Source organism: Citrobacter amalonaticus, from assembly GCF_018252635.1.
Lineage (GTDB): Bacteria > Pseudomonadota > Gammaproteobacteria > Enterobacterales > Enterobacteriaceae > Citrobacter_A > Citrobacter_A amalonaticus_E.
The window spans coordinates 503,496-522,711 of record NZ_JAGTXM010000003.1 but is presented as its reverse complement, the minus strand read 5'-3'; the positions used below and the strand labels follow the sequence as shown (position 1 = coordinate 522,711).

Genomic DNA, 19,216 nt, shown 5'->3' with positions numbered 1-19,216 from the left:
CGCCCCGTTTACCTCATCATGCGGCAAGGTAACTTAGGGTTTAGGGTTAGAAATATATGCTGATTGTACTGAAAAAACGCCGCAGATAAACGTTACCGTACACGTTGTGTTTTTTTTCTTCATGTATTGACTGTAGCACTTGTCAAAGACTCACGTTTTGCGTAATATTCGCGCCCTATTGTGAATATTTATAGCGCACTCTGAATCATTGAAAAGGTGTGCGCGGAAGCGGAGTTTTTTATGTACGCGGTTTTCCAAAGTGGTGGTAAACAACACCGAGTAAGCGAAGGTCAGACCGTTCGCCTGGAAAAGCTGGACATCGCAACTGGCGAATCTGTTGAATTCGCTGAAGTTCTGATGATCGCAAACGGTGAAGAAGTCAAAATCGGCGTTCCTTTCGTTGATGGCGGCGTTATCAAAGCTGAAGTTGTTGCTCACGGTCGTGGCGAGAAAGTTAAAATCGTTAAGTTTCGTCGTCGTAAACACTATCGTAAGCAGCAGGGCCATCGTCAGTGGTTCACTGATGTGAAAATTACTGGCATCAGCGCCTAAGACCTGAGGAGAGATTTAAATGGCACATAAAAAGGCTGGCGGCTCAACTCGTAACGGTCGCGATTCAGAAGCTAAACGCCTGGGCGTTAAGCGTTTCGGTGGCGAATCCGTTCTGGCGGGTAGCATCATCGTTCGTCAACGTGGTACCAAGTTCCACGCTGGCACTAACGTAGGTTGCGGTCGTGACCACACTCTGTTTGCTAAAGCAGACGGTAAAGTGAAATTTGAAGTTAAAGGCCCGAACAACCGTAAATACATCAGCATTGTTGCTGAGTAAGTTTTTCGTGGTCCGGTAACGGATAAAAGCCCCGCACCCTGTTGCGGGGCTTTTTACATTCGACGACCGGTAAATATGCTCGTGAAACCGCTTTGCACCGGATAACGAGCCCTTGCAGGGAAAACGGGCATGAAGCAGCAGGCTGGCATTGGTATTCTTTTGGCGCTCACAACGGCGGTATGTTGGGGGGCTTTGCCAATTGCTATGAAGCAGGTGCTGGAGGTAATGGAGCCTCCTACCATCGTTTTTTACCGTTTTTTAATCGCCAGTGTTGGCCTTGGAGCGATTCTGGCTGCGAAGCGTAAGCTTCCGCCGCTGCGAATTTTCCGCAAGTCGCGCTGGTTGATCCTGTTAGCAATTGCCACCGCTGGACTCTTTGGCAACTTCATCCTGTTTAGCTCTTCACTGCAGTATCTGAGCCCAACGGCTTCGCAGGTGATCGGCCAACTATCGCCGGTGGGGATGATGGTCGCAAGCGTATTTATCCTTAAAGAGAAAATGCGCGGAACGCAGATTGTCGGCGCGATAATGCTGTTATGCGGACTGGTGATGTTCTTCAATACCAGTCTGATCGAAATTTTCACCAGGCTGACCGATTACACCTGGGGTGTCATTTTTGGCGTCGGTGCGGCTACGGTCTGGGTAAGTTATGGCGTCGCGCAAAAGGTGTTATTGCGGCGTCTGGCATCGCCGCAGATTCTGTTTTTGCTGTACACTTTATGTACGATGGCGCTGTTGCCGCTGGCGAAGCCCGGTGTAATAGCCCAGCTCAGTGACTGGCAGCTTGCCTGTTTGATTTTCTGTGGGCTGAATACACTGGTAGGATATGGCGCCCTGGCGGAAGCGATGGCGCGATGGCAGGCAGCGCAGGTGAGCGCATTAATCACGCTCACCCCGCTGTTTACGCTGTTATTTTCAGATCTTTTATCTATGGCCTGGCCCGATTTCTTCGCCAGACCGATGTTAAACCTTCTCGGTTATCTCGGTGCGTTTGTCGTGGTTGCGGGCGCGATGTATTCCGCCATTGGTCATCGTATTTGGGGCGGATTACGTAAGCATGAATCGGTGGTATCGCAGCCCCGCTCAGGCGAATGATTTACGGAGAGTAAAATGAAGTTTGTTGATGAAGCAACGATTCTGGTCGTTGCAGGCGATGGCGGTAATGGTTGTGTAAGCTTCCGCCGTGAGAAATACATTCCGAAAGGCGGCCCGGACGGCGGCGATGGTGGTGATGGTGGTGACGTCTGGATGGAAGCCGACGAAAACCTGAACACCCTGATTGACTACCGTTTTGAGAAATCTTTCCGTGCAGAGCGGGGGCAGAATGGTGCCAGCCGCGACTGTACCGGTAAACGAGGGAAAGATGTCACCATTAAAGTGCCGGTCGGTACGCGTGTGATAGACCAGGGCACGGGCGAAACCATGGGTGACATGACCAAACACGGTCAGCGTCTGATGGTCGCAAAAGGCGGCTGGCACGGTCTGGGTAACACCCGTTTTAAATCTTCCGTCAACCGTACGCCGCGTCAGAAAACGATGGGGACGCCAGGTGACAAGCGTGACCTGTTGCTGGAGCTGATGCTGCTGGCGGATGTGGGCATGCTGGGAATGCCAAATGCCGGTAAGTCGACCTTTATCCGTGCGGTCTCTGCGGCGAAACCTAAAGTAGCGGATTATCCGTTTACCACGCTGGTGCCGAGCCTTGGCGTTGTCCGTATGGATAACGAGAAGAGCTTCGTGGTTGCGGACATTCCGGGGCTGATTGAAGGCGCTGCGGAAGGTGCCGGTCTGGGCATTCGCTTCCTGAAACACCTTGAGCGTTGCCGCGTACTGCTGCACCTCATCGATATCGATCCGATCGACGGTTCCGATCCGGTTGAGAATGCGCGCATCATCATCGGTGAGCTGGAAAAATACAGCCAGGATCTGGCGGCCAAACCGCGCTGGTTAGTGTTCAACAAGATCGATTTGCTCGACAAAGCCGAAGCAGAAGAGAAAGCCAAGGCTATCGCGCAAGCGCTGGGCTGGGAAGATAAATACTATCTGATCTCTGCCGCCAGTCAGCTGGGCGTGAAGGATCTCTGCTGGGATGTGATGACCTTTATCATCGAGAACCCGATTACTCAAACGGAAGAAGCGAAGCAGCCGGAGAAAGTCGAGTTCATGTGGGATGATTATCATCGCCAGCAGCTCTCTGAAGTTGAAGAAGAGGCGGAAGACGACTGGGATGACGACTGGGACGAAGACGACGAAGAAGGCGTCGAGTTTATCTATAAGCGTTAATCTTATTGTCGGATGGCGCTGATGTTTATCCGGCCTACGATGGGATGTAGGCCGGATAATACGTGCTAACGTCATCATCCGGCATCATGCCACCTAGTTGTTCTGATAAATATCTTTGTACAACCGACTCTCGAAGCGTACCAGCGGAATGCGGCGGTTACGCTGATCGGCAGGTTCTACCGCATAACCCGACAGATATTGCACAAACGCCATCCGTTGTCCGCTGGCGGTGGTAATAAAGCCCGCCAGGTTGTATACCCCCTGTAATGACCCCGTTTTTGCGGAAACCTTACCATCCACACCTGCCTGATGCAGACCCGCACGGTACTGCAGAGAACCGTCATAGCCCGCCAGCGGCAGCATTGAGATGAAGTTCAGCTCGTTGTCATGCTGCGCGATGTATTGCAGTACCTGCATCATAGTCGCGGGGGCAATCAGGTTATGGCGAGACAAGCCGGAACCATCGGCAATGATTGTGTTACCAATATCTACCCCTGCCTGCTGGCGCAGGATCTGCCGCACGGCATCGGAACCTGCTCGCCACGTTCCCGGCACATTAAACCGTGCGTGGCCAATCATTCGGAAGACCGTATCGGCAATCATGTTGTCCGACTTTTTCAGCATAATCTTAAGCAGATCGTGCAGCGGTGCAGACTGCTTGCTTGCCACAATGGTACCTGGCTCATTGACCTGCGTCTGGCGCAGTAATGTTCCGCTGTAGGTAATACCGGCTTGTTTTAACTCATCTTTCAGGATCGCCCCGGCATAGCTGGCACCGTCCTGGATGGCAAAGGCCAGCGGGAGAGGGTCGGCGCGTTGCGGCAGACAACCGGTCAGCGTGAAGCGATTTAAGTCGCCCGGAACGACGTCCAGCTCACAATACTGCGCTTCCGCTGAGCCGCGTGCGAGGGTGCGTACCTGACTAAACATCGTGACCGGATAGTAAGAAGCGACGCGAATATAGGCCAAATCGTTCGCTTTTTGCGCGCTGTAGAGCGAAATGGAGAAGCAGTTCCTGTCGACAATCGCGGCCGCAGGCGGTGCGCTGAAGCACTGGGCCATGTCGTTCCAGGGCCACCCTGGCGCTTTATCATGACTGGCAAACACAGAGGTATCGATAAGAACATTTCCGGCAATTTGCGTGACGCCTGATTTTTTCAGGTTCGCCACCATATTCCGAAGATCCTGCCTTTTTAGCGTCGGATCGCCACCAAATCGCGCAACTAAGTCCCCTTTCAGAATACCCGCATTAACGCTGCCTTTGGTCTCCAGCGTGGTTGTAAAGCGGAAGTCCGGGCCAAGCTGAATAAGGGCCGCCAGCGCGGTAATCACTTTCTGCGTACTGGCAGGAAGCGCCATTTGCTGACTATGATAATCAATTGCGGGAGTCTGGGCGCCAACCTTCTGGACCATAAGAGCAAGGTTGGCCCCGGCTGGAAGCTGGTTGATGTACTCGTCAACGTTCGCGGCCTGAACGCCGAACGCAACACTGGTGGTCAATCCGATGATAAATCTGGAAAATCGCATAATCTCGCGCTAACAACCTGGAAACAAGCCGTCATACTACGGCGCAATGCCCTGGAAAGTAAACGATGACCCATAGGGAACTCCAGGGTAAAATGAGTATCAAATTAAGAATTGTAGCTGACCTGGACCTTGCGTCCGGGTCGGTATTTTTTTGCTTCTGGCCCAGGTATGACGCTATACCGGGGCAGGCTTAACAGCCGGGGTGGAACGATCGCCCCCTACAGGAATGTTCAAGAGGTATAACAAATGCAAGCGATTCCGATGACCTTACGTGGTGCAGAAAAATTACGCGAAGAGCTGGATTATCTGAAATCTGTGCGCCGCCCTGAAATTATCGCCGCTATTGCCGAAGCGCGTGAGCATGGCGATCTGAAAGAGAATGCGGAATATCACGCAGCGCGCGAACAGCAAGGGTTCTGTGAAGGTCGTATCAAAGACATCGAAGCTAAGCTGTCGAATGCGCAGGTCATCGATGTCACCAAAATGCCGAATAACGGCCGCGTTGTCTTTGGTGCCACAGTCACCGTTTTGAACCTTGATAACGATGAAGAGCAGACCTGGCGTATCGTGGGCGATGACGAAGCGGACTTCAAACAGAACCTGATTTCCGTCAACTCGCCGATTGCCCGTGGTCTGATTGGCAAAGAACAGGATGACGTCGTGGTGATCAAAACGCCGGGCGGTGAAGTGGAATATGAAGTCACTAAGGTAGAATACCTGTAAGTGCTCAAGATGTTGATGTATTGTAAAGAAAGGAAAAAGGCCGCATAGCGGCCTTTTATCAACGAAGAGAGCGTGGCATTTTGCTCTCCTGCTTGCGGGAAATCCCTCGTTTTACACAGGTTTTGTGTTCGACTTTAGGATATTCTTAGCGCGGCAGCGAGATTTTGCGTTCTTTACTCGGGCGATAAAGCACCAGCATTTTACCGATGACCTGTACATTACAGGCGCCGGTTTCGCGCACGATAGCGTCCACGATCAAGGTTTTTGTTTCGCGATCTTCAGACGCGACTTTCACCTTGATAAGTTCATGGTGCTCTAACGCTTGTTCAATCTCGGCCAGTACCCCTTCGGTCAAACCATTGTTGCCAAGCATAACGACCGGCTTGAGCGGATGTGCCAGACCTTTCAGGTGCTGTTTTTGTTTAGTACTCAGATTCATCGTATATTTTTGCTTACGTTGGGATTGAAAACGGGTCATTCTACCGCCATCTCCCATATATCGCCAAATAGTGCGTGGAAATTTACGCCGTATGGCAACGATGTTCTGCCCCGATGGGAAAGTTAAATGACAGGTAAGAAGCGTTCTGCCAGCTCGAGTCGCTGGCTTCAGGAACACTTTAGCGATAAATATGTTCAAGAGGCACAGAAAAAGGGGTTGCGTTCCCGTGCCTGGTTTAAACTTGATGAAATACAGCAAAGTGACAAACTTTTTAAGCCGGGGATGACGGTAGTCGATCTCGGTGCTGCGCCAGGAGGCTGGTCACAGTACGTGGTCTCGCAGATTGGCGGCAAAGGCCGTATCATCGCTTGTGATCTTTTACCTATGGATCCTATCGTTGGTGTGGACTTTCTTCAGGGCGATTTTCGTGATGAACTTGTCATGAAAGCGCTGCTGGAACGCGTGGGTGACAGTAAGGTTCAGGTTGTCATGTCAGATATGGCGCCAAACATGAGCGGAACACCGGCGGTGGATATCCCCCGTGCCATGTATCTGGTGGAACTGGCGTTAGAAATGTGTCGTGATGTGCTAGCGCCGGGTGGCAGTTTTGTTGTGAAGGTGTTCCAGGGCGAAGGTTTCGATGAGTACCTTAGGGAAATTCGCTCCCTGTTTACGAAGGTGAAAGTTCGTAAGCCGGACTCTTCTCGCGCACGTTCGCGTGAAGTGTATATTGTAGCGACCGGGCGTAAACCATAACTGGTCGATTTCAGACGAAAGTTTGAAAGACGCTGGATATAGAGTATCCTGACGCTGTTTTTAACACAGTTGTAATAAGAGGTTAATCCCTTGAGTGACATGGCGAAAAACCTAATACTCTGGCTGGTCATTGCCGTTGTGCTGATGTCAGTATTCCAGAGCTTTGGGCCCAGCGAGTCTAATGGCCGTAAGGTGGATTACTCTACCTTCCTGCAAGAGGTCAACAACGACCAGGTTCGTGAAGCACGTATCAACGGGCGTGAGATCAACGTTACCAAGAAAGATAGTAACCGTTACACGACTTACATTCCGGTAAACGATCCGAAGCTGCTTGATAACCTGCTGACTAAGAACGTCAAGGTTGTGGGTGAACCACCAGAAGAACCGAGCCTGCTGGCTTCCATCTTCATTTCCTGGTTCCCGATGCTGCTGTTGATCGGCGTCTGGATCTTCTTTATGCGTCAGATGCAGGGCGGCGGTGGCAAAGGTGCCATGTCGTTCGGTAAGAGCAAAGCGCGCATGCTGACGGAAGATCAGATTAAAACCACTTTTGCCGACGTCGCAGGTTGTGACGAAGCGAAAGAAGAGGTAGCGGAACTGGTTGAATACCTGCGCGAACCGAGCCGCTTCCAGAAACTGGGCGGTAAAATCCCGAAAGGCGTCCTGATGGTCGGTCCTCCGGGTACCGGTAAAACCTTGCTGGCGAAAGCCATTGCAGGTGAAGCGAAGGTTCCTTTCTTTACGATTTCCGGTTCTGACTTCGTGGAAATGTTCGTCGGTGTGGGTGCATCTCGTGTGCGTGACATGTTCGAACAGGCCAAGAAAGCCGCTCCGTGCATTATCTTCATCGATGAAATCGATGCCGTAGGTCGCCAGCGTGGCGCAGGTCTGGGTGGCGGTCATGATGAGCGTGAACAGACCCTGAACCAGATGCTGGTTGAGATGGATGGTTTCGAAGGTAACGAAGGTATCATCGTTATCGCGGCAACTAACCGTCCGGACGTTCTGGACCCTGCGCTGCTGCGTCCAGGCCGTTTCGACCGTCAGGTTGTGGTCGGCTTGCCGGATGTGCGTGGTCGTGAACAGATCCTGAAAGTCCATATGCGTCGTGTACCGCTGGCGCCGGATATCGACGCAGCAATCATTGCTCGTGGTACGCCGGGCTTCTCTGGTGCGGACCTGGCGAACCTGGTGAACGAAGCGGCGCTGTTTGCGGCTCGTGGCAATAAACGTGTCGTGTCGATGGTTGAGTTCGAAAAAGCGAAAGACAAAATCATGATGGGTGCGGAACGTCGCTCCATGGTGATGACGGAAGCGCAGAAAGAATCGACCGCTTATCACGAAGCAGGCCACGCGATTATCGGTCGCCTGGTACCGGAACACGATCCGGTGCATAAAGTGACGATTATCCCGCGCGGTCGTGCGCTGGGTGTGACCTTCTTCCTGCCTGAAGGCGACGCGATCAGCGCCAGCCGTCAGAAACTGGAAAGCCAGATCTCCACACTGTATGGCGGTCGTCTGGCAGAAGAGATCATCTACGGTGTGGAACATGTTTCTACCGGTGCATCGAACGACATTAAGGTTGCGACTAACCTGGCGCGTAACATGGTGACCCAGTGGGGCTTCTCTGACAAACTCGGTCCGTTGCTGTACGCGGAAGAAGAGGGTGAAGTTTTCCTCGGCCGTAGCGTTGCAAAAGCGAAACATATGTCCGATGAAACCGCGCGTATCATCGACCAGGAAGTGAAAGCGCTGATTGAGCGTAACTACAATCGTGCGCGTCAACTCCTGAATGACAATATGGACATCCTGCACGCCATGAAAGATGCGCTCATGAAATATGAGACCATTGATGCGCCGCAGATTGATGACCTGATGGCTCGCCGCGATGTTCGCCCGCCAGCTGGCTGGGAAGAACCGGGCTCTAACAATTCTGACAACAATGGCACACCTCGTGCGCCGCGTCCGGTTGATGAACCGCGCACGCCGAACCCAGGTAATACCATGTCAGAGCAGTTAGGCGACAAATAAGTCACCGTTGTTGATGACTGCGTTTTTATTGAAAACCCTGGGGCTTGCTCCGGGGTTTTTTATTATTAATTTCTACCAGGGACAACACCATGAAACTCTACGCTCAGGGCACTTCACTGGATCTCAGCCATCCTCATGTGATGGGGATCCTTAACGTCACGCCGGACTCTTTCTCGGATGGTGGAACGCATAACACGCTGATTGACGCGGTGAAGCACGCCAATCTGATGATTAATGCCGGGGCAACCATCATTGATGTCGGTGGTGAGTCTACGCGTCCTGGCGCGGCGGATGTGAGTGTGGAAGAAGAACTCGCGCGTGTTATCCCGGTGGTTGAGGCGATTGCCCAACGTTTTGAAGTCTGGATTTCTGTCGATACCTCAAAGCCTGAAGTGATCCGCGAATCGGCAAGAGTGGGCGCTCACATCATTAACGATATTCGCTCGCTCTCTGAACCCGGTGCACTGGAGGCGGCGGCAGAAACTGGTTTGCCGGTTTGTCTGATGCATATGCAGGGGCAACCGAAGACCATGCAGGAAGCACCCAAATATGAGGACGTGTTTGCAGAGGTGAATCGCTACTTTATTGAGCAAATAGCACGTTGTGAAAGGGCTGGCATCGCAAAAGAGAAATTGTTGCTCGACCCGGGATTCGGTTTCGGTAAAAATCTCTCCCACAACTATACATTACTGGCGCGACTGGCTGAATTTCACCATTTTAACCTGCCGCTGCTGGTGGGAATGTCACGTAAATCGATGGTGGGCCAACTGCTCAATGTGGGGCCATCAGAGCGTCTGAGCGGTAGCCTTGCCTGTGCGGTCATTGCTGCTATGCAAGGGGCGCAGATCATTCGTGTCCATGACGTCAAAGAAACCGTAGAAGCGATGCGTGTGGTGGAAGCCACATTGTCTGCAAAGGAAAACAAACGCTATGAGTAACCGTAAATATTTTGGCACCGATGGGATCCGTGGTCGCGTCGGCGATGCGCCGATTACGCCTGATTTTGTACTGAAGTTGGGCTGGGCGGCCGGTAAAGTCCTGGCGCGCCACGGCTCGCGTAAAATCATCATCGGCAAAGACACCCGTATTTCCGGTTACATGCTGGAGTCAGCGCTTGAAGCTGGTCTGGCGGCGGCAGGGTTGTCCGCCTCCTTTACGGGGCCAATGCCGACGCCTGCGGTGGCTTACCTGACACGTACTTTCCGTGCAGAAGCCGGCATCGTTATCTCCGCGTCGCATAACCCGTTCTATGACAACGGGATTAAATTCTTCTCCATCGACGGCACTAAACTGCCGGACGCCGTTGAAGAAGCCATTGAAGCGGAGATGGAAAAAGAGATCACCTGTGTAGATTCCGCTGAACTCGGTAAAGCCAGCCGTATAGTCGACGCGGCGGGGCGCTATATTGAGTTTTGCAAAGGCACATTCCCGAACGAATTGAGCCTGAACGAACTAAAAATCGTGGTGGATTGCGCCAACGGGGCGACCTACCACATTGCACCGAACGTACTGCGTGAACTGGGTGCGAAGGTGATTACTATTGGCTGCGAGCCGAATGGCGTAAACATTAACGAAGAAGTCGGTGCCACCGATGTACGTGCTTTGCAGGCCCGCGTGGTCGCGGAAAAAGCCGATCTGGGTATTGCGCTGGATGGCGACGGCGATCGCGTGATCATGGTTGACCACCAGGGTAATAAAGTCGATGGCGATCAGATCATGTATATCATCGCGCGTGAAGCGCTGCGTCAGGGACAACTGCGTGGTGGCGCGGTCGGGACGCTGATGAGTAACATGGGGCTGGAACTGGCGCTCAAGCAACTGGGCATTCCGTTTACCCGTGCGAAAGTGGGTGACCGCTACGTGCTGGAAAAAATGCAGGAAAAAGGCTGGCGTATCGGAGCGGAAAACTCCGGCCATGTCATTTTGCTGGATAAAACCACCACCGGCGACGGCATTGTTGCCGGGCTGCAGGTGGTTGCCGCGATGGTGCGTAACCATATGAGCCTTCACGATCTGTGCAGCGGCATGAAAATGTTCCCGCAGATTCTGGTGAATGTGCGTTACACCGCCGGCAGCGGCGATCCGCTGGAAAATGACACCGTGAAAGCGGTCACCGCAGAAGTGGAATCCTCGCTGGGTAGCCGTGGCCGTGTGCTGCTGCGTAAATCGGGTACCGAGCCGCTGATCCGCGTGATGGTAGAAGGTGAAGATGAAGCGCAGGTGACCGAGTTTGCCCATCGAATCGCGGATGCGGTCAAAGCGGTGTAACACAGACTTAACTGCATAAAAAGGCGGCATTTGCTGCCTTTTTATGAAAGGGAAACCCGGCTTTTGCTGTTTTTTTCCGCAGTTGGTACAATGCACTAAAATTGCCCTTGCGAAGGTCATTCGCTTTGGTTAGTATTCACACCCGCTTCAGTGGGAAACAGTAAGTTATCCCGCTTTATTGGTTAGAAGCATTGGTATGCGGCAACTCCGCAAGGAACAGGTTGATTATGTACGAAGCTCTTTTGGTAGTTTTCCTTATTGTGGCAATTGGCCTTGTGGGCTTGATTATGCTGCAGCAAGGTAAAGGCGCTGATATGGGAGCCTCCTTCGGAGCAGGCGCTTCCGCTACGCTGTTTGGTTCAAGTGGTTCTGGTAACTTCATGACCCGTATGACGGCTGTACTGGCGACGTTGTTCTTTATCATCAGTCTGGTGCTGGGCAATATCAACAGCAATAAAACCAATAAAGGAAGTGAGTGGGAAAATTTGAGCGCGCCGGCGAAAACCGAGCAAACTCAGCCTGCTGCTCCGGCTAAGCCGACCAGCGATATCCCGCACTAAGATTTCTGTGCCGAGGTGGTGGAATTGGTAGACACGCTACCTTGAGGTGGTAGTGCCCAATAGGGCTTACGGGTTCAAGTCCCGTCCTCGGTACCAATATTCAAAAAAAGGACATCAACTGATGCCCTTTTTTGTATCTAAAATCTGCCTTCTTTGCAGAGAACGTCGTGAATCCGGAGCGTTCTGAAAAGAAATAAGCGGCAGTCGTGGTATCACGACTGCCGCTTTATGTTTCTACAATTATGCTATAACCAGACGCGCCGCTATAATCCGGCTGTAGGTGTAAACGCTGAGACCGCCCAGGATTGCGACAACGCCAAGTACCGTGAACCCTGGTACATACGATCCGCTCCAGGATTGCAGATACTGTACAACAAACCCGGCCGTCGTTCCTCCGAGACCCGCTCCCACACCGTTTATTACCCCTGCCGCAGGTCCCACCGCTGATTTCTTCACGCTGGAAGTGATAATTGACCAGATATTGGTGGTGTAGCAACTGGTGAACCAGGCAATGGCTAAGGTGATGAGCGCCAGTTTGCCTAACGGGCTGTCGATAAATGGCAATGCGATTAAAAACAGCCCTGCTGAGCCAAGCCCGCAGGCAGCAATGAGCCCCCGTTTTTGCGTTTTATCACTGTACCACGACACCGGGATCGCCAGCAGAATTGCCAGAAAATAAGGTAGCGCGCTTGCTACACCCTGTGAAAATCCGCTGAAACCCAGTGACAGCACTGCCATTGGAATGAACAGTGTGATCCCCCAGAACAGCATGCCATTAGCAAAATAGCTGAACACCAACAGCAGGAACGGTGCGCCGCCGAGATCGCTGAAGCTTATTTTACCCCCAGCGGGTTCCGGTTCTTCCGCTGGTTCGTCTGGAGCAGAAGCCTTGTCCGGGCTGTTTTTCAGGAATGCGAGGAACATTGGCACCACAATAAAGACACCCATGCCACCAGTAATGTAAAACACCCATTTCCAGCCGAGGTGATCGAAGATCGGGGTCAGAATGATAAAGCCCAGACTCAGCGCCAGGAATTGACCGTAAAACTGGATCAGGTTTGTGCCGCGCGTGATTTCATCTTTATTAAACCAGGCCCTGGCGAAGCGAAACTGCTGTGGCCAGTAAATGCCTTCGGCAATACCCAGAATAATACGGAATGCAATCAGTAGCGCTGCTGAGGTGATCCATGCGGTCATAATCTGTACTACTGACCACAGGAACACCATCGTGACAATGGTAATTTTGGGATTCAAACGGTTCGCCAGAAATCCGCCAAAAAAGTTAGCCAGCGCATAGCCAATCAGAAACCCCGTTAAAGCGAGGCTCTTTGTTGCTGCGCCATCAATGCCGAGTTCTTTCTCCATGCCCGGCAGCGCGATAGAGAGGTTTGAACGATCAAGGTAGGCAACAAATAGCCCTACCATCAGCGTGACGCCAATTCTGAACCATTTTGATTTAAACATTTTCTCTACCTTTTATTTCAGCGCGTAATGGTCAAGCATGTCAGGATCGATCTCGATACCCAGCCCAGGTTTATCAGGCACGGACATGACTGGACCAATATCCAGATCGGTTAACTTGTCACGGAAAATATTGGGTGCGCGATCAAGCTCCAGCCGTGCCGGCTCTTTGGCCATCCGTGGCACTGCGGCGGGTAGCGCCGCCATCACGTGCAGCGTGGCCGCTAACGAGATGCCTGATCCCCACTGATGCGGATAGCACTCAACGCCATATGCAGTGGAAAGGGCGGCGATATTAAGGATTTCGCTGATACCGCCGCAGGCGGCGACGTCAGGTTGCGCGATATCTACGCAATCGGCCTCAAGGAAACGACGGAAACCGAAACGGGTGAATTCTGATTCCCCTGCCGCGAGTTTTATCGGGAACTGTTGTTTAAGTTGGTGATAGGCCGCCGTATCGTCGGGTAAGATCGGTTCTTCAAACCAGCTAATGTCATATTGCTCAATCGTCTGGGCGAATTTCAGCGCTTCATGTGTGGTATAGGCACGGTTAGCATCCACGGCGAGTGTAGCGTCAGGGCCAATGAGTTCGCGCACGCGAGCAACGCGCTTTATATCTTCTGGCAGCGTCAGGGCGCCAACTTTCATTTTAAAATGTTGATAGCCTTCATCCAGGCCGCTTCTGGCATCTATTGCAATTTGCTGGAAATCATCCGTGGGCGAATAATAAAAGCTGGAAGCGTAAGCTGTAATCGGTGTTTCAAGATCGGCACCCAGCAGTTCAGCAATGGGTTTACCGGTGGTTTTGCCAAAAATATCCCACAGCGCAATATCAATTCCTGATAATGCGGTAATGGCAATCCCTTTTCTGCCAAACTCCCGCGTGCGATTGTACATCTCTTCCCATATTATTCGGCGTTGTAGCGGGTTTTTACCTTTTAATAACGGTGCGAATAGCTCGTTAATCAGCGCGGCATTCGCCTGTGCTGGGCCAAAACATTCACCCCAACCAGTGATACCTTCATCGGTTTCGACTTCAACGATGCATATTGCTCGTTTATTCCAGAACCATTGCGACATGCCAAATTTCTCTGGCAATTCGTCAGTAATTACCCGGGTATTGATTGATCTAATTTTCATAATATCCTCTCATCCGTCAGGCGGTTTCTCTGACAATCAGTGAAAATGGCAAGAGAGTGATCCTTTCTTGATTGCTTTCATTTTCTTTTCTGAGCGTTGTGATTATTTTTTTCGCTGCGGTACTGCCAATGTCATAGGTTGGTTGCGCCACGACAGTCAGCGGGTTTTTGAGGATCTCCGACCATTCGGTCTCGTCAAAACCGATCAGCGAGAAATCCTCCGGGATCCGCTTACTTAGCGCTTTGGCCGCCTGCACCACATACAGTGACAGCAACCCGTTCCCAGTGATGATGGTATGGTTGGGTGAGGAACGAGGAGTCAACGTTTCCAGTGCTTTTGTCACGTGTTCGCGATCGACTACATCGAACTGGATGCATTCAAAGGCAATATGCGAATAAGCGCTTAATGCGGCAAAACGTTCGAAAGTGTCAACTCTTTCAATACGTGGTGAAACATTCCCTGGTGTTGGTGTTAAATAACTGACACGACTGCAATGCGTATTCAGCAGATGTTCAAGGGCAAGCTTAACCCCCTGGGCGTTATCTGCCGCGACACTGCTGATGTTGCTGTTTTTTATCTTTCTGCCGATTAATACAACAGGGTGTTCTAAAGAAATTCCCTTAATAAAAAGATCGTTTTCGCCGGTAGTGTTGAGGATAAAGCCATCAACTCCCCGGTTAACCATCTCTTCAATGTAGTTACGTTCTCTGGTTCCTGAGTTTTTCGCATCACAAATAAATATTTTGTATCCTTCCTGCGAGCAATATTCCTCAATACCACGTAATACATCCATAGAGTACGGGTTAAAAATATCTGCCATAATGACGGCGATAGTTTTACTTTCCTGTCGACGTAACGACCTGGCAATGTTATTGGGTTGGTAACCAATGCTTTCGATCGTACTGGCAATCTTCTGACGGGTTGTTTCGCTCATAGACTGATATTTCCCATTAAGAAAACGAGAGATTGTTGCCGTTGATACACCCGCCATATTTGCAACATCTTTTATTAGTAATTTCTTTTTCATTTTGTTTAATTTTAGGTAATCGATTACCTAAATATACAGAGAGATGAAGGTTCGTCTGTGATTTTGATCGCAGATCGTGTAATGGTTTCCAAAAGCAGGAGGATCGTCAGTTTCAGTGATGGATCACATGATGACGTCTTCACGTTTGGGATTATGGTTCCATCCGGGAGCCAGAGGACGGTCAGATACGTCGGTGAATCCTGTTTTTGTCAGCGGCGCAACCTCCGCCCAGAGGTATGTTAGCCGATTGCCTGGATTACCTTTTTACGTTAATCCTCTGTTGTCCTTATTCAGAATGAGATGACACGGCGCAGGAGGGATGTGTGGATTTAAAGAAATTACGCAGTTTTATCCGGGTAGCGGAGCAAAGCAGTTTCAGCCAGGCGGCCCAGACACTTGATCAATCTCAGTCGATGGTCAGCCGACAGGTACGTCAGTTAGAACTGGAACTGGGGAAAACATTGCTTAAACGTAACGGTCGTGGCGTGACGCTGACCGCCGAAGGCCGACAACTGTTGGAGCACGGCAAAGGTATTCTACGGCAGGTTGAAATCGCCGAGCAGGCGTTGAGTACAGGTGATGGTATATACCAGGGCAAAGTGACGGTTGGCATGCCTCCTACACTGGGGAAACTCTTAACCGTGGGGCTGGTCACCGATTTTCTTGCTGAATTTCCTGACTGTTCCCTGGCGATTACCGAAAACCTGACGTACTGGCTGCAAAAACGTTTAATTTTGGGGGAACTGGATATTGCAATACTTTATAACCCCTCTCCTGAACGCAGCCTGAAATATCAGCATCTCTGGACTGAAAAATTATGTCTTATTGCGCCGAGTCATTCGCCGGTTGCCTGCAACATGAGTATTCCTCTGCGTGAACTCAGCACCTATCCCCTTATTATCCCGAACCGACAGCAAATGCTGCGCAATCTGGTCGAAATAGAATGCGCCCGTCATGATGTCAGCCTGAATGTCGTTCTGGAGATTGACACGGTTCCCTCAATGCTGGGACTGGTGTCCAGAGGATTTGGGTACGCAGTATTACCGGCGAATTCACTGGAAGTTGATTACCGTCCTGAAGGATTAACGGCTGTGCCCATTACGCCCCCTATCCTGAACCGTGTCATCCTGGCCACATCGAACCAGCATCATTTCTCTTCTCTCGCCCAGCGGACGATGGAACTGCTTCTCCAGCAACGGATTATCAGTCAGCGATTATCCTGAATCTTTTCTTGTCGACAAGAGCGATCGTCATTACGTCACGCTTCCCGACTTCTATGCAAAAAATGCAATTCAGCTATGACCGTTTGCATCTTTTTCATAGCCATCTTCGTTGTTAGCTTAGTCCTCACAGACCTGATGGTTATGACGAAGCGAGAAGATCATGAAGACATTACCCTGCTGGTTTATGCGCGGTGGCACATCAAGAGGACCGTTTTTCCTGGCGAAAGATCTGCCAGAGGATATTGGCGAACGCGATCGTTTAATTCTGTCAGTGATGGGCTCTCCTGATGAAAGACAAATTGATGGTCTTGGCGGTGCCACGACGCTGACGAGTAAAGTCGGCATTATCTCGCTGGCCCCCGATGCTGAGGCTGATATCAACTTTTTGTTTGCCCAGGTCGCCATCAACGAAAGACGCGTGGATACCACGCCCAATTGCGGAAACATGTTGGCCGCGGCAGGTCCGGCGGCGCTGGAGGCGGGTCTGATTGCCGCGCAGGGCGATCAAACGGTGCTGCGTATCCGTACACTCAATACCAACATGATCGCTGAAGTGACGCTACAAACACCCGGTGGACATCCTTGTTACGAAGGGGATGTCAGTATTGACGGCGTTCCGGGAACCTCCGCCCCGGTGTTGCAGAATTTTCTTGATACGGAAGGTTCGGTCTGCGGCGCCTTACTCCCCACGGGTCAACTGTGTGATGTCGTTGATGGCATCCGTGTGACCTGCATCGATAACGGCATGCCGGTCATTATTGTGGCTGCCAGCGATATGGGGATAACGGGTTATGAAACGAAAGATCGGCTTAATGCGGATAATGCGCTGGCGGCGCGTATTGAAAACCTGCGTTTGAAAGCCGGCAAGCTAATGGGTATCACTGATTTAGCCAATAAGTCGGTGCCGAAAATCAGCATGGTTGCCAGAGCACGATCTGGCGGCGCGCTCTGCACCAGAACATTCATCCCTCATACCTGCCATGCCGCCATTGGCGTCCTCGGTGCCGTCACCGTTGCCACCGCTGCCGTTATGCCAGGTTCTGTCGCTCACGCCGTATCACAACTTTCCGGTGGCACTGAACAACGCCTGTCTATCGAGCATCCTTCCGGCGAATTAACGGTGTATCTGCACCTGAATGAAGATGGCTCTGTGGCGCAGGCCGCCTTGATGCGAACGGCACGGTTGATCATGCGTGGCGAAGTGCTCGTTCCTTGATTTGTTAGCTCTTACAGGAGGAAGAAATATGAATACGCAACCTAAAACCGCTTTGGTCGTCAGCGCTCATTCCGCTGATTTTGTCTGGCGCGCGGGTGGTGCCATTGCGCTATATGCCGCTCGTGGCTGGGACATGCATATTGTTTGCCTGTCGTTTGGTGAGCGTGGTGAATCCGCCAAACTCTGGCGTCAGCCAGGCATGGAGATGACCACCGTGAAACAGGAAAGGGAGAAGGAAGCGCGGAAGGCTGCTGGAATCCTGGGTGCCAGAACGATCCATTTTATGGATGTCGGTGACTATCCCATGCGAGTCAATGATGACGTTCTCTTTGCCCTCGCTGATTTGTATCGTGAACTCAAACCTGAGTTTGTGCTGACGCATTCGTTGAAAGATCCCTACAACTTCGACCACCCAATGGCGACGCATATCGCTCAGGAAGCGCGTATCGTTGCCCAGGCGCACGGCCACCATCCTGAAAAGGCAGTGATTGGCGCACCGCCCGTCTTTCTGTTTGAACCTCATCAACCCGAACAATGTGAATGGAAACCAGAAGTGCTGTTGGATATCAGCGAAGTATGGCAAACCAAGCGTGAAGCGATGGAATCCATGGCGGCGCAGGAACATCTTTGGGAGTACTACACCCGAGTCGCGTTGCAGCGCGGCGTGCAGGCGTCGAGAAATTCAGATTTGAAAATCAAATATGCCGAAGGTTATCAGCGTATTTTCCCGCAGGTTACCGCCCAGTTTTCTTGATGAAAAATAATGCCTAAGGAGGCCCCATGAAAAGCTGCAAATCACCCGATCCCAGCCCGATTAAACCGAGGGAGATATTACCGCCCGGTGCGTGTGACGCGCATTGCCATGTGTTTGGTCCTGGCAGTATCTTCCCCTACGGGCCAAACCGGAAATACACCCCGGAAGATGCTCCGTTTGAAAAGCTGATGGCGCTGCATGACTGGCTGGGCATTAGCCGGGCCGTGATTGTCCAGGCCAGCTGTCATGGTACTGATAACAGCGCGATGTTGGATGCTATCGCCCGAAGCAAAGGACGTTATCTCGGCGTTGCCATGGTCAATGGCGATGAAAGTGATGCCGAACTGGAGCGGCTCCATACTGGTGGGGTGCGAGGGGTTCGATTTAACTTCGTTCAACACCTTGGCGGCGCCCCCGATCTCCCCCGTTTTTTCTCGGTTCTGCGCCGTGTTAAAGACCTGGGCTGGCATGTTGTGCTGCATCTGGACGCGCAGGATATCGTTACCTATTCCGACGTGATTAGCAAAATTGATATTCCGTTCATTATCGATCATATGGGTCGCGCGAAAACCGCGTCAGGTCTTGAGCAAAAGCCCTTCCAGCAGTTACTGCACCTCATGCGAGACAATCCGTTTGCATGGGTTAAAGTCAGCGGCTCAGAGCGTATTTCTGCAGGCATTCGGCCATTCAATGATGCCATTCCTTTTGCCCGCGCATTGATTGAAACCGCCCCGGATCGGGTGTTGTGGGGAACCGACTGGCCACATCCCAATATCAGTAATGACATGCCTAACGACGGTGAACTGGTCAATCTGATGCTGGATTTCTGTGAGGATGAGCACATGCGCCGCAAACTGCTCGTCGAAAACCCTGTCCGTATCTATGGTTTTACGCCTGTTGAGGCATAAGCTCGACCAGAGGCTTTGACTTTTTATACGGATTTGAGTGTTCAGAGGTTACTGAAGCCACATTGACATGT

General features: G+C 51.6%; 19 protein-coding genes and 1 tRNA gene. 15 read left to right on the top strand and 5 right to left on the bottom strand.

Features of this window, described 5'->3' with window-relative positions; genetic code table 11:
• Positions 1-240 precede the first annotated feature (240 nt).
• The 4 genes from rplU (at position 241) to cgtA (ending at position 3,112) form a co-directional block, all read left to right on the top strand.
• Entirely contained in the window at positions 241-552 is a 312-nt protein-coding gene (gene rplU / locus KE671_RS12270) for a 50S ribosomal protein L21 (protein WP_003025032.1), read from the top strand.
• Between the two features lie 19 nt (positions 553-571).
• Positions 572-829 (top strand): 50S ribosomal protein L27, encoded by a 258-nt coding sequence (gene rpmA / locus KE671_RS12265; protein WP_003861831.1) that lies wholly within the window; start codon positions 572-574, stop codon positions 827-829.
• A 129-nt stretch (positions 830-958) separates the two neighbouring features.
• Entirely contained in the window at positions 959-1,924 is a 966-nt protein-coding gene (locus tag KE671_RS12260; protein WP_206163183.1) for a DMT family transporter, read from the top strand.
• Between the two features lie 15 nt (positions 1,925-1,939).
• Complete coding sequence (gene cgtA, locus KE671_RS12255; protein ID WP_206163182.1) at positions 1,940-3,112, top strand: Obg family GTPase CgtA; 1,173 nt, start codon at positions 1,940-1,942, stop codon at positions 3,110-3,112.
• Positions 3,113-3,205: 93 nt separating this feature from the next.
• Here the strand turns inward: cgtA and dacB are convergent, their stop codons facing one another.
• Positions 3,206-4,639: a serine-type D-Ala-D-Ala carboxypeptidase gene (gene dacB, locus KE671_RS12250; protein ID WP_206163181.1), complete on the bottom strand. Its 1,434-nt coding sequence runs from the start codon at positions 4,637-4,639 to the stop codon at positions 3,206-3,208.
• A gap of 246 nt (positions 4,640-4,885) precedes the next feature.
• On the opposite strand from dacB, the gene greA reads away from it, so the two are divergent.
• Positions 4,886-5,362, top strand: coding sequence for a transcription elongation factor GreA (gene greA / locus KE671_RS12245; protein ID WP_206163180.1), 477 nt, complete (start codon positions 4,886-4,888; stop codon positions 5,360-5,362).
• A gap of 145 nt (positions 5,363-5,507) precedes the next feature.
• Here greA and yhbY read toward each other — a convergent pair whose 3' ends face one another.
• Positions 5,508-5,801, bottom strand: a complete 294-nt coding sequence (gene yhbY / locus KE671_RS12240) for a ribosome assembly RNA-binding protein YhbY (RefSeq protein WP_041686369.1) — start codon at positions 5,799-5,801, stop codon at positions 5,508-5,510.
• 126 nt (positions 5,802-5,927) lie between these two features.
• On the opposite strand from yhbY, the gene rlmE reads away from it, so the two are divergent.
• From rlmE to KE671_RS12210, 6 genes are all read left to right on the top strand, one after another.
• Complete coding sequence (gene rlmE, locus KE671_RS12235; RefSeq protein ID WP_042291855.1) at positions 5,928-6,557, top strand: 23S rRNA (uridine(2552)-2'-O)-methyltransferase RlmE; 630 nt, start codon at positions 5,928-5,930, stop codon at positions 6,555-6,557.
• Positions 6,558-6,656: 99 nt separating this feature from the next.
• Positions 6,657-8,588, top strand: coding sequence for an ATP-dependent zinc metalloprotease FtsH (gene ftsH, locus KE671_RS12230; RefSeq protein ID WP_042325087.1), 1,932 nt, complete (start codon positions 6,657-6,659; stop codon positions 8,586-8,588).
• Between the two features lie 89 nt (positions 8,589-8,677).
• Positions 8,678-9,526: a dihydropteroate synthase gene (gene folP, locus KE671_RS12225; protein WP_206163179.1), complete on the top strand. Its 849-nt coding sequence runs from the start codon at positions 8,678-8,680 to the stop codon at positions 9,524-9,526.
• Entirely contained in the window at positions 9,519-10,856 is a 1,338-nt protein-coding gene (glmM, locus tag KE671_RS12220; RefSeq protein ID WP_206163178.1) for a phosphoglucosamine mutase, read from the top strand. The genes folP and glmM overlap by 8 nt, the downstream gene beginning before the upstream one ends.
• Positions 10,857-11,083: 227 nt before the next feature.
• A complete protein-coding gene (gene secG, locus KE671_RS12215) occupies positions 11,084-11,416 on the top strand; it encodes a preprotein translocase subunit SecG (RefSeq protein WP_206163177.1) in 333 nt (110 codons plus the stop codon).
• Between the two features lie 9 nt (positions 11,417-11,425).
• A tRNA-Leu gene (locus KE671_RS12210) sits at positions 11,426-11,512 on the top strand.
• Between the two features lie 144 nt (positions 11,513-11,656).
• Here the strand turns inward: KE671_RS12210 and KE671_RS12205 are convergent.
• Genes KE671_RS12205 through KE671_RS12195 form a run of 3 tightly spaced genes read right to left on the bottom strand, consistent with a single transcriptional unit; the run spans position 11,657 to position 15,044 of the window.
• Positions 11,657-12,880, bottom strand: a complete 1,224-nt coding sequence (locus KE671_RS12205; RefSeq protein ID WP_206163176.1) for an MFS transporter — start codon at positions 12,878-12,880, stop codon at positions 11,657-11,659.
• Positions 12,881-12,892: 12 nt separating this feature from the next.
• On the bottom strand, positions 12,893-14,017 hold the full coding sequence (locus KE671_RS12200; RefSeq protein WP_206163175.1) for a mandelate racemase/muconate lactonizing enzyme family protein: 1,125 nt from the start codon (positions 14,015-14,017) through the stop codon (positions 12,893-12,895).
• 16 nt (positions 14,018-14,033) lie between these two features.
• Complete coding sequence (locus KE671_RS12195) at positions 14,034-15,044, bottom strand: LacI family DNA-binding transcriptional regulator (RefSeq protein ID WP_206163174.1); 1,011 nt, start codon at positions 15,042-15,044, stop codon at positions 14,034-14,036.
• 323 nt (positions 15,045-15,367) lie between these two features.
• On the opposite strand from KE671_RS12195, the gene KE671_RS12190 reads away from it, so the two are divergent.
• The 4 genes from KE671_RS12190 (at position 15,368) to KE671_RS12175 (ending at position 19,145) form a co-directional block, all read left to right on the top strand.
• Positions 15,368-16,267: a LysR family transcriptional regulator gene (locus tag KE671_RS12190; RefSeq protein WP_206163173.1), complete on the top strand. Its 900-nt coding sequence runs from the start codon at positions 15,368-15,370 to the stop codon at positions 16,265-16,267.
• A 160-nt stretch (positions 16,268-16,427) separates the two neighbouring features.
• Entirely contained in the window at positions 16,428-17,483 is a 1,056-nt protein-coding gene (locus tag KE671_RS12185) for a 4-oxalomesaconate tautomerase (protein ID WP_206163172.1), read from the top strand.
• 28 nt (positions 17,484-17,511) lie between these two features.
• Positions 17,512-18,237, top strand: a complete 726-nt coding sequence (locus tag KE671_RS12180; RefSeq protein ID WP_206163171.1) for a PIG-L deacetylase family protein — start codon at positions 17,512-17,514, stop codon at positions 18,235-18,237.
• A gap of 26 nt (positions 18,238-18,263) precedes the next feature.
• Entirely contained in the window at positions 18,264-19,145 is an 882-nt protein-coding gene (locus tag KE671_RS12175; RefSeq protein WP_206163170.1) for an amidohydrolase family protein, read from the top strand.
• Positions 19,146-19,216: the final 71 nt, after the last annotated feature.

What these genes read in the sequence shown, in the direction of transcription:
- cgtA (WP_206163182.1), top strand. Translation starts at nt 1,940, where the DNA reads ATGAAGTTTGTTGATGAAGCAACGATTCTGGTCGTTGCAGGCGATGGC.
- KE671_RS12175 (WP_206163170.1), top strand. Translation starts at nt 18,264, where the DNA reads ATGAAAAGCTGCAAATCACCCGATCCCAGCCCGATTAAACCGAGGGAG.
- secG (WP_206163177.1), top strand. Translation starts at nt 11,084, where the DNA reads ATGTACGAAGCTCTTTTGGTAGTTTTCCTTATTGTGGCAATTGGCCTT.
- dacB (WP_206163181.1), bottom strand. Translation starts at nt 4,639, where the DNA reads ATGCGATTTTCCAGATTTATCATCGGATTGACCACCAGTGTTGCGTTC.
- KE671_RS12260 (WP_206163183.1), top strand. Translation starts at nt 959, where the DNA reads ATGAAGCAGCAGGCTGGCATTGGTATTCTTTTGGCGCTCACAACGGCG.
- rlmE (WP_042291855.1), top strand. Translation starts at nt 5,928, where the DNA reads ATGACAGGTAAGAAGCGTTCTGCCAGCTCGAGTCGCTGGCTTCAGGAA.
- folP (WP_206163179.1), top strand. Translation starts at nt 8,678, where the DNA reads ATGAAACTCTACGCTCAGGGCACTTCACTGGATCTCAGCCATCCTCAT.
- KE671_RS12185 (WP_206163172.1), top strand. Translation starts at nt 16,428, where the DNA reads ATGAAGACATTACCCTGCTGGTTTATGCGCGGTGGCACATCAAGAGGA.
- yhbY (WP_041686369.1), bottom strand. Translation starts at nt 5,801, where the DNA reads ATGAATCTGAGTACTAAACAAAAACAGCACCTGAAAGGTCTGGCACAT.
- greA (WP_206163180.1), top strand. Translation starts at nt 4,886, where the DNA reads ATGCAAGCGATTCCGATGACCTTACGTGGTGCAGAAAAATTACGCGAA.
- KE671_RS12200 (WP_206163175.1), bottom strand. Translation starts at nt 14,017, where the DNA reads ATGAAAATTAGATCAATCAATACCCGGGTAATTACTGACGAATTGCCA.
- KE671_RS12195 (WP_206163174.1), bottom strand. Translation starts at nt 15,044, where the DNA reads ATGAAAAAGAAATTACTAATAAAAGATGTTGCAAATATGGCGGGTGTA.
- KE671_RS12205 (WP_206163176.1), bottom strand. Translation starts at nt 12,880, where the DNA reads ATGTTTAAATCAAAATGGTTCAGAATTGGCGTCACGCTGATGGTAGGG.
- glmM (WP_206163178.1), top strand. Translation starts at nt 9,519, where the DNA reads ATGAGTAACCGTAAATATTTTGGCACCGATGGGATCCGTGGTCGCGTC.
- ftsH (WP_042325087.1), top strand. Translation starts at nt 6,657, where the DNA reads ATGGCGAAAAACCTAATACTCTGGCTGGTCATTGCCGTTGTGCTGATG.
- KE671_RS12180 (WP_206163171.1), top strand. Translation starts at nt 17,512, where the DNA reads ATGAATACGCAACCTAAAACCGCTTTGGTCGTCAGCGCTCATTCCGCT.
- rplU (WP_003025032.1), top strand. Translation starts at nt 241, where the DNA reads ATGTACGCGGTTTTCCAAAGTGGTGGTAAACAACACCGAGTAAGCGAA.
- rpmA (WP_003861831.1), top strand. Translation starts at nt 572, where the DNA reads ATGGCACATAAAAAGGCTGGCGGCTCAACTCGTAACGGTCGCGATTCA.